This is a genomic window from Fretibacterium fastidiosum (assembly GCF_964642095.1).
Lineage (GTDB): Bacteria > Synergistota > Synergistia > Synergistales > Aminobacteriaceae > Fretibacterium > Fretibacterium fastidiosum.
This window is the reverse complement of sequence record NZ_OZ209244.1, coordinates 602893-616035: the sequence shown is the minus strand read 5'-3', so window position 1 is coordinate 616035 and position 13143 is coordinate 602893. Positions and strand designations below refer to the sequence as shown.

Below are 13143 nucleotides of genomic sequence, written 5' to 3'. Positions count from 1 at the left end.
AGGACGGACTGGGCCTGCCCCGGCAGAGACGACGGCGCGGAGTTTCCCGCTCCGCGCCGTCTGTCGTGCTATGGATTTTGACGTCTTGCGATCTCCTCGCGCTGAAGCTGCCTCTGGATGAGGAGGCGGACGACCAGGGTGTCCGACCACTTTCGGCCCATGCCGGCCTCCACGAGAATGGAGGCGAAAGCGATGGCGAGGCATCCGAGCAGCACCGCCGCGACGATCGTGAGCTGGCGGCGCAGGTTGGGCTTCCTGTACGAGCTTTGAATCTGAACGTCGCTCTTCACCTCAAGGCCCTGCGCCCGCCGCTTGTCCCGTTCCCACTTCTCCCAGAGACTCAAGATGCATCCCTCCTTCTCTAGGGAAGCGCTGATTAATCTTTAAAAGTTGTTGAAAGTACTCAAGGAGCATCAAATAAAGGGTATCCTTCAGCGCTTCCCTAAGATTTTAAAATGGGGCTACGCCCCCCACTTCGGGGAGCCTTCCGGCTGCCGTTCGCCCTTGCTCACGGGCCGTCAGTCCCAATCCCCACGCGCTTCGCGCGGCCTGGTGAAGTTTCAGGCACTGAAGGGAGTCTATGCGGTTGACAGTTCTCAACGACTTAATCAGTGTTTCCCTAGTGCGAACCTCCGTGCGATGAGCGGACCGCGCCTCAGCGGATGCGGCGCTCCAGGAACAGCGCGCCGACGAACGCCGACAGGATGAGGCCCAGGCCTGAGGCCGCGTTGCAGCCCCCGCCCTCCTCCTTCTCCTTCTCCTGGGGCCTGGGGTTGACGTCGTCCGACGAGCGCCCCGACTCCGGGTTGGCCCCTGCGGCGTCTACGTAGAGGCCCAGGTTCCACACGCCGTCCGCCGCCCCGTCGCCGATCAGGATGTAGGGGATGCCGTCGTCCCGGAACGTTCGCAGGTAGGCCGTGTAGCCCTCCCGCGGGCTTTTGGCGTCCGCCAGGAGGAGGATGAAGTCCAGGTAGAGCTCATCGTTGTAGAGGAACGCGCTGACGCACTCCGCAGGGTCCACGCCGCGCTGCGAGATGGCGGTGAACAGGTTCGTGTCCCGCTCGTCCGCCCTGCCGGAGCGCAGCCAGACCGTGCCGAAGCGCATGAACTGCTTCAGCAGGGCCTTGCCGTCCGCCGCCTCGCTCAGCTGCTCCCAGCGGCCCACCAGTATCTGCTCCCTGCGCGGGATGCGGAGGCGCACCCGCATCGGCTGAACGGCGATGGTCGCCGGCACGTCCCGCGACACCATCTGGACCACGTCTCCGGAGACGTCCTTCGACACGACGACGTCCATCGAGACGTCCATGGAGACCAGCCCGGCGGGGACGTCGGTCTTGATCTCGAAGGCGTTCAGGGCGCTCGAACGGACGTAGGCGTCCGAGGCGCCGACGGCGCTGCTCCCCAGGGAGGCGGGCTTGCCCATCAGCTTCTCCAGCTCATAAGTTGTCTGCTCGTCGTTCTGCACCACGTCGGCGAACTGGTCCCAACGGAAGCCCTGTACGCGCCAGCGTCCGGTGGCCTCGGAGGCGCCTCCCGTCAGGGCCATGCCCCCGACCCGCCGGTAGCTGAGGCGCAGGTCGTGGTGCCGGGCCTCGGAGAAGGGATAGAGGCGGAAGGACTCGCTCGTGCCGTAGGAAGTGTTCAGGGTGTTGTAGCCCGTGCCGACGCGGTTCTTGTAAACCGTGACGAGCCCCGGCGCGATCTGGCTGTGGGCGTCCAGCTGGAAGTGGTCCGGCAGGCTGCCGTAGAGGTCCGGGGTCAGGTCGTACTTCCAGTGGTCGGGCCGGATGTCCCGGAAGGTGTAGCGCGCCGTCATGTCCCAGGAGCCGCCGCCCACGTCGCCGGAGCCGGTGTTGTCCCTCGGTCCTCCGATCATGTCGTAGCGCTGGAGGCGGTAGCGCGTGCCGGTGCGGTTCGTGATCCGCGTCTCCAGGTGGTAGCTGGGCAGGCCGCTGTTCAGGGAGTGGCGCATCATATAGAGCGCGCCCAGGTCCTGGGTCATCTCGCGGTCCACGCCCCAGCGAAACTGGATGCGCTTCTCGATGTCCCCCATGCCGACGACGGTGTCGCCGCTGAGCGTCCTGTTGAAGATCATCATGTCGAAGTAGAGCTCGTTGCCGGGGTCGGAGGCCGGGCCGTCGTGGACGTTGGCCACCACCACGGGGACGTGGAGGGACTCGCGCCAGCCGACGTAGCCCGTGTCGAAGCTGGCGGACTGGCGGAACGCGATGTAGCCCAGCCTGCTGCCGTAGGCCTCCGGGTTCTCGGCCGTCAGGCTGACGTTCGCGGTCATGGATTCGCCCGGCATGACGCGCTGGGGCCTGTTGGGCTGCACGGAGACGGCGTACCCCTCCGCGCTCAGGAGCACGTCCTCCATCACGTCGCGAGAGATGACGTCATGGGAGACGATGTCGCCGGACAGGACGGGCGACGGGTTGATCGGGGTTCGGCCGCTCCCGGACTCGCGCCACCAATAGGGGAAGTGGCGCGCGTAGTGGTTGGCCAGGGAGACCTTGAACTGCCCCCGCCCTTCGGGGAGGACCAGGGCGATGGATTCGATGGGGTCCATGCAGGCGTCGCGGTAGCGCGTGTCGGGGTAGGCGGGGTAGGGCTGCGGCTCGTCGATGTAGACGGCCTCGAAATCGTAGAGCAGGTCCGCCGAGGTGGTCAGGGGCACCTCCGGCGTCTCGCCGCCGAGGGTCCGTCGGTAGAGCAGGCGCCCGTTGAGGTCCTCGTTGACGTAGCGCCACAGGTAGTTCTCGTAGCTGGTGGCGAACCACTGAGCGCCGGCGACGGTGTGTCCGTCGCGCGCGCCGCTCACGTCCCGAAGCTGGTAGTGGTAGCCGTACTCCGTGGTGTGGTCCCCGAAGGTGTAGTAGCGGTCCGCGTCGTCGTAGTCGTTGAAGCTGGGGTAGTCGTGGATGGGGTCCGCCACCGCGCCCCAGGCCGCACCGCCGGCGGCCAGCGCGGCGAGGAGGACGAGGGCCCCCGACACCAGGCGCACCGTCTTGCTCATCGATAAAACCTCCCGTGGGGCGTCGATCGAGGACGCCCTGAAATTTTTTCTGAACGCAGAACGCGAAGTCCGGCCGCCGCGCGGCGGGGCCTCGCCACTATCTTACACCCGACGGGACGGGGCGTCACGGGGCGCCCTGCCGCGCAAGCCAGCTCTCCAGGATCAGGACGGCGGCGATCTTGTCCACCCGCTGACGCCGTCCGCTGCGGGAGACGCCGCCCTCAATCATCGCCCGATGGGCCATGACGGTGGTGAAGCGCTCGTCCCACGTGTCGAACGCCAGGTCCGGGTGGCCGGCGCGGAGGAGGTCGACGAGCTTCGCCACCCTCTCCGCCTCCGGCCCCCTCGTGCCGTCCGTGCGCGTGGGCATCCCTACCAGGACCAGCGTCGGGGCGTACTGCACGAGGCAGGCCTCGAACTTTCGCCGCCAGCCTCCGTCCCTGTCCACCACGGGCCAGACGGCCAGCCCCTGGGCGATGAGGCGCATGGGATCGCTGATGGCCGCGCCGACGCGGGCGCTGCCTACGTCCAGCGCCAGCACGCGCCCGGGCTGAGCCTCCGTCATGCCCCCAACTGCCCCTTCAGGACCTCCGCCGCGCGCTCCAGGGCCTCGTCGAGCTTTTCCCCATCGCGTCCGCCGCCCTGGGCCGTGGACGGCCTGCCGCCGCCCTTGCCGCCCAGGACGGCCGAGGCCTCGCGCACGATGGCGCCCGCGTTGGCCCCCAGCTTCACGGCCCGGTCGTCCGCCATCACGATGAGCGTGCAGGCCCCGTTTTCGTCCACGGAGGCCAGGAGGGCCACCGACGGGTCCGGCCCCGCCTTCACCCGGTCCCCGACGTCGCGCAGGACGTCTGACTTGACGTCCGGGAACCTGCCGATGTGCAGCACTGCACCGCCCACGCGGCGCCGCTCCACGAACCGATCCACGTTGTCCGTCAACTCGTGGCGCGCCCGCTCCTGGGCCCGCTTCTGGAGGGCACGCAGCTCCTCTGCCAGGTCTTTAGCCTTTGCCTCCAGCCCCTCCTCGTCCGCGGAGAGGATGCCCATCAGGCGGCGCCGCAGGCCGAAGAGCACCTGCATCAGCTCCACGACCTCCATCCCCGTCATCGCCAGGATGCGGCGCGTCCCGGAGCCGATGCTCTCCTCGCGCAGGACCTTGAAGCTGCCGATGTCGCCCGTCGCCCGCACGTGCAGGCCGCCGCAGAGCTCCATGGAGAAGTCCGGCACCGTCACCACGCGCACGACGTCGCCGTACTTCTCGTCGAACAGCGCCTTCGCCCCCAGCTCCCGCGCCTCCTCCAGCGTGTGCTCCGCCGTGGAGACGGGGACGTTCCGCAGGATCTCCCCGTTGACGATGCGCTCGACCTCCTCGATCTGTCCGTCCGTCAGGGGCGTGTGGTGCGTGAAGTCGAAGCGCAGGAAGCGGTCCGTCACCAGGGAGCCCGCCTGGCGGACGTGGCGGCCCAGCACGCGGCCCAGCGCCTCGTGCAGCAGGTGCGTCCCGGTGTGGTTGCGGCGGATGGCCTGGCGGCGCGCATCGTCCGCCTCGGCCGTCATGCTGTCCCCGACGCGGACGGAGCCCTCCGTCATCCTCACGCGGTGGACGATGACCCCGCCGTGGGGCACGGTGTTCAGGACCTCCAGGGTCGTCTCCCCGTCCCGGATGGTCCCCGTGTCGCCCACCTCGCCGCCGCGCTCCGCGTAGAAGGGCGTCTCGTCCAGCACGAGCTCAAACTCCCCATTGCCCTCGACGTGGTCCCTTCGGCCCTCCTTCGTCAGGATGGCCGTCACCTTCCCCGCGCCCATGGCGGAGGCGTAGCCTGTGAAGCGCGTCGCGCCCCCCTCGTTCTCCAGCTCCGTGTAGACGTCGCCGGCGAGGGCGCTCTTCTTCTGCTTGCTTGAGGCCCTGGCCCGGTCCCGCTGCTGCTGCATGGCGGCCTTGAAGCCCGCTTCGTCCACGGCGAAGCCCTGCTCGTCCGCCATCTCCCGCGTCAGCTCCGGCGGGAAGCCGTAGGTGTCGTAGAGCGTGAAGACCACCTCCCCCGGCACCTCCCTGCGCCCCGCTGCGGCCAGTCGGGCCGTCTCGGCCTCGAAGAGGTCGGTGCCCTGCTGGAGGGTCCTCTGAAAGCGCTCCTCCTCCACGGTAATGATCTGTTCGATGGTGGGACGCTGATCGATGAGCTCGCGGTAGGGGTCGCCCATCAGGTCGATCAGGATGGGCATGTACTCGCACAGGAAGGCCCCCTCGAACCCCAGGAGCCGTCCGAAGCGCACGGCCCGGCGCAGCAGCCGGCGCAGCACGTAGCCCGGCCCGTCGTTCGCGGGCAGCACGCCGTCCGCCAGCATGAAGGCCACGGACCGGACGTGGTCCGCAATGACGCGCACGGCCATGTCGTTGCGGCCGCCCTGGCCGTACTGGATGCCGGCGCGCGCGCAGGTGTGCCGGATCAGCGGCGTGAAGAGGTCCGTCTCGTAGTCCGTGTCCACGCCCTGCACCACGGAGGCCAGCCGTTCCAGCCCCATGCCGGTGTCGATGTTCTTGTGGGGCAGGTTCGGCAGGCTGCCGTCCTTCTGCCGGTCGAACTGGGTGAACACCAGGTTCCAGATCTCCAGGTAGCGGTCGCAGTCGCAGCCCACGCCACAGCTCGGCTTGCCGCAGCCGTAGTCCGGACCCCGGTCGTAGTAGATCTCGGAGCAGGGGCCGCACGGCCCCGTGTCCCCCATGAACCAGTAGTTGTTGTCCTGGCCGAAGCGCAGGATGCGGTCCTCCGGCAGGCCCGCCTGGCGGTGCCACACCTCCCGGGACTCCTCGTCGTCCTGGTAGATGGTGGCGTAGAGCCGGTTGGGGTCGAGGCCGATTCGATCCGTCAGGAACTCCCAGGCCCAGGTGATAGCCTCCTTCTTGAAGTAGCTCCCCCAGGAGAAGTTTCCCAGCATCTCGAAGAAGGTGTGGTGCCGCGCGGTGCGCCCCACGTTCTCGATGTCGTTCGTGCGCACGCACTTCTGGCTGGTGACGATGCGGGGGTACGGCGGCTGACGGATGCCCAGGTAGTAGGGCTTCAGGGGCACCATGCCCGCGATGGTGAAGAGCAGGGAGGGATCGTCCGGGATCAGGGAGAAGCTGGGGCAGCGGTGCGAGCCCTTCTCCTCCCAGAACTTCAGAAACATCTCTCGAAGCTCGCGTCCAGTTCGATGCTGCATTCAAAAAAACCTCTTTCCTGACGTGCGGCGCCGGGCCGCTCGAAATGATCTCAACATTATATCAAGCCTGACGGCGTTTAGGGAGGCGCGGGGCGGAGGGGCTGTTTCGGCCCCCCTGCGGTTGCGGCTTCGTTGTGATATTATCGTAGGACAAAACGACGTTTTAAAGAGGTTGGGCGAATGGATTCGTCGATCTCCCCGGTGAGGATTCGGTAAGGATTTGGAACGAGCGCCGGGGAGTGCGAGATGGCGGAGAATGCGGAACGCTTTTTAAAATCGTGAATGAGGCGGCGGTTCATCGGGCGCCGTCCAATATACAAATAACTAAGGAGAGGATTGCATTGATGCTGACCAAGGCCAAATGCCCCGCCTGCGGGGGCGCGCTGGAGCTCAACCCCGGCCTGGAGCGGGGGATCTGCGTCTACTGCGGCAGCGAGTTTCTGGTTCGGGAGGCGATTCAGAAGTTCAAGGCGGAGGTCGACGGGCTCCCGACCCTGCAGAACATGCTGATCCGCGCGGAGCAGAAGCTCTTCGATGGGGACCAGGAAGGCGCCGAGGCCTTGTACGAGAAGATCCTGGAGGGTGCGCCCACCTGCCACGAGGCCTGGTGGGGAATGTTCAAGGTGAAATTTCTTCGTAATGACTTCACATTCTATGAAGGGACGATAGGAAGAACCAGAGCTATGATTGAAAATCTGGGGAGCTCGCGTGAAGCGCTGCGCGCAATCGAATACGCCCCGGACGACGTGAAGGTTTTCTATTCAGGGGAGATCGAACGGATAAAGAGGAAGTGGGAGGCGGACTTGGCCCCGCACGAGGCGAGGGAGGCGGCCTTGGCCCGGAGGAGGGCGGAGCAAAGGAAGGAGGATGAAGAGAAAGAGAAGGAGAAAGAGAACACGATGAAAGGAATTGGGAGAATTATGGTTGTGGGTATAGTTCTCTCTCTCCTGGTAGTAGCATCAACCGACTCATCGGTAGGTACAGGAATAGACTCACCTGCATGTTGGGGAGCTTTCTCATTCTGGGGATGTCTACTTGGTTGGGGTTTGACCGTTATGATGAGATGAGGCACTTATAGCGGAGTCCAGAGCACGCGCAGACCACCAACGGGTGTAACGAGTTGAGTGGGGCGCTCAGGGGCTTCATCGGCGAACGCAGTGAGCTGTACAGATATTCTGCGGATTGCAGAACGTTTGAACAATCGTTCCGGAAAATGCCTCGGCTTTCGTCCCCCTGATGAGTTTTTTTCAATTTGTCTGTTGCGTTTGGCCTGACGAGCCAGCGGTAAGGACCATGTCTCAAACGACGAATGGAGGGAGCGGACCTGGAATCCGAGGTGGAGGAGAGGCTGCGGGGAGTTCGCCGGCTTCTGGAGGCGATGGGCGACGTCGCCGTGATGCTGTCGGGCGGCGTGGACAGCGCGTTGCTGGCGGCGCTGGCCCACGAGGCACTGGGCCGGCACGCCGTGGCCGTGACGATCGAGTCCCCGCTCCTGTCCGCCGACGAGCGGGCCGACGCCGGACGGTTGGCCGCGCAGGTGGGCATCCGACACAAGGTGCTTCCAATGGACGAGCTGGAGGACGCGGGTTTCGTCGCCAACCCGCGGGACCGGTGCCACCTCTGCAAGAGGATGCGCCTCGAGGCCGTCGTCCGCTGGGCCGCGGAGCGCGGCATCCCCTGGGTGTTGGACGGGGCGAACGCGGACGATCGGGGGGACTATCGTCCGGGAATGAAGGCGCTCATGGAGTTTGGCTCCGTGCGGAGCCCCCTGTTGGAGGCGGGGATGACGAAGGCGGAGGTCCGCGCCGCCGCGAGGGCGATGGGGCTCTTCACGTGGAACAAGCCCGCGCGCGCCTGCCTGGCCTCCCGAATCCCCTACGGGGAGCCGGTGACGGCGGAGGCGCTGAGGCGCGTGGAGGCCGCGGAGCGCTTCCTGGCGGGCATCCTGCCTCCCGCGGCGCAGTTTCGCGTGCGGGCTCACGGCGACCTGGCGCGCGTCGAGGCGGAGTGCCGGGACCTTCCCCGCGTCCTGGCGCGGAGGGAGGCCGTGGCGGAGGGTCTGAGGGCGGTCGGGTTCCGCTACGTGACGCTGGACCTCGTGGGCTACCGCGTGGGGAGCCTGAACGAGGCGCTGGACCAGGGCGCGGCGAAGGACGTTCAGGCCCCTGCCGGGACGGCGGGAGCGGTTGGGACGAAAGGAGTGTTTTGATTGCTGGAGTACGTGGACCCCTTCCTCGTGGCGGGGCTTCTCTTCTTCCTGAGCCTCGTGGCGGGCACGCTCTCGGAGCGCATCAAGGTGCCGGGGCTCATCCTGTTCCTGGCCATCGGAATGCTGGCGGGGGAGAACGGGCCGGGGGGGCTGCAGTTTGACGACGCGGTGACGACGAACTCCATCGGCACCTTCGCCTTGGCCTTCATCCTGTTCTCCGGCGGATTCGACACGCGGTGGGACGACGTGCGCCCCATCGTGCGGCAGGGGCTGGTGCTCTCGACGCTCGGCGTGTTCCTGACGGCGCTCTTCATGGCCCTGCCGCTGGCCTGCCTGCCCCGCTTCTCCTTCAAGGACGCCTTCCTGCTGGGGGCGATCATCTCCTCGACGGATGCGGCCGCGGTGTTCTCCATCCTGAGGACCCAGAAGGTCGGGGTGAAGGGAAAGCTCAAGCCGCTTTTGGAGTTCGAGTCCGGCAGCAACGACCCCATGGCCGTGTTCCTCACCATCACCGCCCTGAAGTGGCTGAGCAGCGACAGCGTCCCCGTCGCCCAACTGGCCGCGAACTTCGTGGTTCAGATGGTGGCGGGCGGCGCCGTGGGCTGGATGATGGGCCGTCTGTCCTGCGCGATGATCGAGCGGCTGCGGGTGGAGAACGAGGCCCTCTATCCCGTGTGGGGCATCAGCATCGTGCTCTTCACCTTCGGCCTGGCCAACAGCGTGAACGGCAACGGCTACCTGGCCGTCTACGTCTGCGGCATCGTGATGGGAGGGCAGGACTTCCTCTACAAGTACAGCCTGCAGCGCTTCCACGAGGGCTTCGCCTGGCTGATGCAGATCGTGATGTTCCTGGTGCTGGGGCTCCTGGTCAACCCCGTGGAGCTGATCAACCGGTCCGTCATCGGGCTGGGGCTCCTGGTGTCGGCCTTCCTGATGTTCGCCGCCCGGCCGGCGGCGGTGTTCCTGTGCTCTGCCCTCAGCGACAGCAGCCTTCGGGAGAAGCTCTTCGTCAGTTGGACGGGCCTGCGGGGCGCCGTGCCCATCATCCTGGCCACGTACCCCCTGACGGAGGGGCACCCCCAGGCGCGCTTCATGTTCAACCTGATCTTCTTCGTCGTGCTGACCTCCGTCATCCTGCAGGGCAAGACTCTGGCGACGGTCGCCCGGTGGCTGGGGCTGGACGCGACGGTGCGGGTCGCCCCCTCCTACCCCCTCTCCTTCGACCGCACCCCCGGCAGCGGCAGCGACGAAACGCGGGAGGTGGACATCCTGCCGGGCGCGGCGGTCATCGGCAGCACGGTGAGCGAGTTGAAGTTCCCGGAGGGCGTGACGATCCTCCTGATCAACCGCGGCTCCCGCTTCCTCATCCCCAAGGGCGGCACGCAGCTCGAAGCGGGAGACACGCTCCTGATCTTCGGCGAACGGGCCCGCCTGTCCTCGGTGGAACAGGCCCTGACCGAGAGGGGCGACGCCCCCCAGGACCTCCACTCGGACTCCTTCGAGTGACCGATCCGGCCCGCTTTTTGCCCGTGGACTTCGGGGACGGATGCGGTATACTTCTGAAGGTCTGACCGGTGGCAGGCAGCCGCTTTTGGGCGCTGAAATTTCAAACGATCAGGGGATGGAAATGAACGCTTTTCTGGAGTTTATAAAGGACCTCTTGACGCTGCGGACCACGTGGATCGACAAGGGGCAGGGCCGCTGGGTGGCGCGGCGGCGGATGCATCCGCTGATGCGGCTCATCGTGTTCTGCGGCGCGGCGGCGGCGGTGACTGTCCTGGGGGTAGAGCTCCTCCGCAGCGGGCCCGTGCCCGCCCCTGAGGCAGAGGTCCCCCTGAGCGGTCCTCTCGATTCTCCGGACGTCCCGGCCCTCCTTGCGGACGAGGCGCTCGACGCGGCAAGCTCGGAGCCGGGTGCCGTCCTGCCGGAGGTGGAGGAGCCAGAGGACGAAACTCCCCAAATGACGGAGCCGACACCGACCCCCAGCGCCCTGCGGCCGCCCCGCGACGCGGGGAAGTACTGGATACTCATTAACAAGGGGCAGTACCGGCTGTCCCTCTATCGGGGGCGGGACCTGGTGAAGACCTACAACGTCGCGATTGGCAAGAACCCCGGAAACAAGCGCCGCGTTGGGGACAATCGCACGCCGGAGGGGCAGTTCCGCGTCCTGTCCATCGAAAACGCCTCGGGCTGGAAGCACGACTTCGGCGACGGCAAGGGCGAGATCGCGGGGGCCTACGGGCCCTGGTTCATCCGGCTGGACACGGGGGGCTGGAAGGGCATCGGCATCCACGGCACCCACGCTCCGGACTCCCTGGGGACCATGGCCTCCGAGGGTTGCATCCGCATGAACAACGACGAGATTCGCGACCTCAAAAACTACGCCTACCGCAACATGATCGTCAGGATAGAGAAATGACCGCGGCAGCGGGTTCGCCCCACGACTTCGGGGAGGGGCTGTTCCTGATCGACCTGCCTCAGAGGATGCCGGGCTTCCGGCGGTTCATCGCCTCCTGGTTCTTCGTGGACGCCCTGGGGCGGCGCGTCGTCGTGGACCCCGGCCCGGCGAACACGATCCCCCTCCTGAACGGGGCGCTGGAGCGCCTGACGGAGGACGTGGACCTCGTGCTGCTGACCCACATCCACCTGGACCACGCGGGGGGCGTCGGCGCCTTCTGCCGACGGTGGCCCCGGGCCGCCGTGCTGGCCCATCCTCGCGCCTTCTCCCACCTGCGGAGGCCGGAGCGGCTGTGGAGCGCCTCGGTGAGGACGCTGGGGAACGTGGCCCTGGCCTACGGCGAGCCGGAGCCGCTGACGGCCCCCCTCCTTTCGGAGGACCCCGACGGCCTGATCGAGGTCTTCCCGACCCCTGGTCACGCCCCTCACCACGTGGCCCTGCGAACGCGGCCCAGGGAGGGCGGCCCCCTTCTCTTTATTGGCGAGGCCGCGGGATTGACGCTGCCGTCCTTGGACGGCGCGCTTTGGCTGCGGCCCACCACCCCGCCGCGCTTTGACGCCGCCGCCGCGCTGTCGTCGCTGGACCACGCCGCAGTGGCCCTGCGCGGGGACGAGCGCCTCTGCTACGCGCATTGGGGGCTGTCGGAGGACCCCGCCGGACGCCTGTCCCTGGCGCGGGAGCAGACGGAGCGCTGGCTGGAGCTCATCGGGACGATGTTGGACCGGAGGCCGGAGGAGGTCGTGGAGTGCCTGCTGAGGCGCGACCCCCTGCTTCAGGCCCGGCTGGACGAGGACCTGATGGTCCGGGAACGGCACTTCATGGCCAACAGCGTGCAGGGCTTCATGGGGTTTCTGAATGAGGCTGGGCGCGGGCCGGCCCCCCGACCCTGACGGGTTGCAGACCCAACCTACGGTTATAAAGAATGGCACCAGGCAGGGACTGTTTGGAAAAACAGTGTTATACCAATTCGCGTCTAATGTGGATTGCCTCCCCTGAAAGGGGAGGTGCCGCCAAGGGCGGCGGAGGGGTTCAGCCAGACGACCGGCCTCACGCAAGCCGATCTTTCGGGAGGATTGCGTGAGGCCGGTCGGTCGGCTGTGCCGAAGCAAGGCAATGGATTGCCTTGTGGAGGCGTTGGCGGGGAATGTCAGACAGGCGCGTCTTATGAAAAACACTCGCCACCCCCCCCTTGCAGGGGGGGCCAACGATCAGTCCATCCCCCGCTTCAGCGCCTCCACCTCGCCGAGGGACAGGCCGGTGAAGTCAGCAACCTGCTCGGACGGGACGCCCCGCGCCAGCATCCGCCGCGCCGTGGTGGCAATGCCCTTCGCCTCGCCCCTCGCTTCGCCCTCGGCGCGGGCAACTCGGCGGATCGTCTCATCGCGCGTCATCGCGTCCCGCATCGCCTTATAGCTCACAATGTATCGTTGCCGTTCCTCACGGCTCTGCAAAAACAGCTTCTCCAGGTTCAGCGCCTCACCAATCATCGGGTCCTTCACCATCGCCTCAGGCATCTTCCTCGCCTCCATCCCCGCAAGATACATCAGCCAATACTCCAGACGATTCCGTGGCGTCCCATAACGCGCGCACTTCGGCACCTCAAGGTAGATCAGCTTCAGGTCGTCGCTCAGTTTCTCCCCGCTCTCCACGTCGCACAGACAAAACTCGCGGCGAAAACGCTCCCCGGCAAACAGGCTGAACGCCAGAATGTGAATCGACACCGTCCGCTTCAAGTCCAGGTACGAACCACCCAGGCTCATCTGAGAGGCGTGCAGCGTGCTGAGGTAGTAGGCGGAACGCTGCAGGTAGTCGTTCCAGTTCCTCACCTGCACCTCGACCTCCACCTGCGTCCCGTCCGCCATGTTGGCCACGATGTCCAGGTAGCAGTCCTTACCCTCGACGCGCACGGCGGAGAGCTCGCGGTTCGCGTACTCCAAACCGGTGAAGCCCGCGCTTCCGTCGGGAAACACAAGGGCGTTCACGAGGTCCAAAAACAGGGGCTTGCGGTCCTCGCGGCCCAACAAAAATTTGAAGAAACGGTCGTTGAGGCGATAGATTTTTCCCCGCTCCAGGTCCGCCTCGATTTGCCCTTCCGTCACGGGCCCCGACGCCGGACCGATCAGCCCACCGTCGCGCTCCCGCTCTGCGTCCTCCATGTCCCCGCCTCCTCGCTAAACGTCCTCTCACTGCCTGACTATATTATACAATTTGCCCGCTGCATTTTTCGCTTCCCCTAAGGGGAGGTGCCGCCGAAGGCGG

At 66.4% G+C, this 13143-nt stretch carries 10 protein-coding genes; 5 read left to right on the top strand and 5 right to left on the bottom strand.

Annotation, left to right across the window (positions count from 1 at the left end; genetic code table 11):
* Nucleotides 1–68 precede the first annotated feature (68 nt).
* The 4 genes from ACK28C_RS02815 to alaS all read right to left on the bottom strand — a co-directional run bounded on the left by ACK28C_RS02815 (nucleotide 69) and on the right by alaS (nucleotide 6217).
* Nucleotides 69–344, bottom strand: coding sequence for a hypothetical protein (locus ACK28C_RS02815; protein ID WP_208872673.1), 276 nt, complete (start codon nucleotides 342–344; stop codon nucleotides 69–71).
* A 311-nt stretch (nucleotides 345–655) separates the two neighbouring features.
* Nucleotides 656–3016: a hypothetical protein gene (locus tag ACK28C_RS02810; RefSeq protein WP_015556163.1), complete on the bottom strand. Its 2361-nt coding sequence runs from the start codon at nucleotides 3014–3016 to the stop codon at nucleotides 656–658.
* Nucleotides 3017–3140: 124 nt separating this feature from the next.
* Entirely contained in the window at nucleotides 3141–3581 is a 441-nt protein-coding gene (gene ruvX / locus ACK28C_RS02805) for a Holliday junction resolvase RuvX (RefSeq protein ID WP_015556164.1), read from the bottom strand.
* Entirely contained in the window at nucleotides 3578–6217 is a 2640-nt protein-coding gene (alaS, locus tag ACK28C_RS02800) for an alanine--tRNA ligase (protein WP_015556165.1), read from the bottom strand. Before alaS ends, ruvX begins: the two co-directional genes overlap by 4 nt.
* A gap of 341 nt (nucleotides 6218–6558) precedes the next feature.
* Between alaS and ACK28C_RS02795 the strand changes: the two genes are divergently transcribed.
* The 5 genes from ACK28C_RS02795 (at nucleotide 6559) to ACK28C_RS02775 (ending at nucleotide 11774) form a co-directional block, all read left to right on the top strand.
* Nucleotides 6559–7284: a hypothetical protein gene (locus tag ACK28C_RS02795; protein WP_208872674.1), complete on the top strand. Its 726-nt coding sequence runs from the start codon at nucleotides 6559–6561 to the stop codon at nucleotides 7282–7284.
* Between the two features lie 242 nt (nucleotides 7285–7526).
* On the top strand, nucleotides 7527–8426 hold the full coding sequence (gene larE / locus ACK28C_RS02790) for an ATP-dependent sacrificial sulfur transferase LarE (RefSeq protein WP_015556167.1): 900 nt from the start codon (nucleotides 7527–7529) through the stop codon (nucleotides 8424–8426).
* Nucleotides 8427–9932: a potassium/proton antiporter gene (locus ACK28C_RS02785; protein ID WP_243440568.1), complete on the top strand. Its 1506-nt coding sequence runs from the start codon at nucleotides 8427–8429 to the stop codon at nucleotides 9930–9932.
* A gap of 115 nt (nucleotides 9933–10047) precedes the next feature.
* On the top strand, nucleotides 10048–10845 hold the full coding sequence (locus ACK28C_RS02780) for a L,D-transpeptidase (protein WP_243440569.1): 798 nt from the start codon (nucleotides 10048–10050) through the stop codon (nucleotides 10843–10845).
* A complete protein-coding gene (locus ACK28C_RS02775; RefSeq protein ID WP_015556169.1) occupies nucleotides 10842–11774 on the top strand; it encodes an MBL fold metallo-hydrolase in 933 nt (310 codons plus the stop codon). The genes ACK28C_RS02780 and ACK28C_RS02775 overlap by 4 nt, the downstream gene beginning before the upstream one ends.
* A gap of 318 nt (nucleotides 11775–12092) precedes the next feature.
* Here the strand turns inward: ACK28C_RS02775 and ACK28C_RS02770 are convergent, their stop codons facing one another.
* Nucleotides 12093–13040 carry an Rpn family recombination-promoting nuclease/putative transposase gene (locus ACK28C_RS02770; protein ID WP_409152427.1) on the bottom strand — a complete coding sequence of 316 codons (948 nt, stop codon included), beginning with the start codon at nucleotides 13038–13040 and terminating at the stop codon, nucleotides 12093–12095.
* Between the last annotated feature and the right edge of the window lie 103 nt (nucleotides 13041–13143).

Coding starts and splice junctions, on each gene's coding strand:
- larE (WP_015556167.1), top strand. CDS start 7,527: ATGGAGGGAGCGGACCTGGAATCCGAGGTGGAGGAGAGGCTGCGGGGA.
- ACK28C_RS02775 (WP_015556169.1), top strand. CDS start 10,842: ATGACCGCGGCAGCGGGTTCGCCCCACGACTTCGGGGAGGGGCTGTTC.
- ACK28C_RS02780 (WP_243440569.1), top strand. CDS start 10,048: ATGGAAATGAACGCTTTTCTGGAGTTTATAAAGGACCTCTTGACGCTG.
- ruvX (WP_015556164.1), bottom strand. CDS start 3,581: ATGACGGAGGCTCAGCCCGGGCGCGTGCTGGCGCTGGACGTAGGCAGC.
- ACK28C_RS02770 (WP_409152427.1), bottom strand. CDS start 13,040: ATGGAGGACGCAGAGCGGGAGCGCGACGGTGGGCTGATCGGTCCGGCG.
- ACK28C_RS02810 (WP_015556163.1), bottom strand. CDS start 3,016: ATGAGCAAGACGGTGCGCCTGGTGTCGGGGGCCCTCGTCCTCCTCGCC.
- alaS (WP_015556165.1), bottom strand. CDS start 6,217: ATGCAGCATCGAACTGGACGCGAGCTTCGAGAGATGTTTCTGAAGTTC.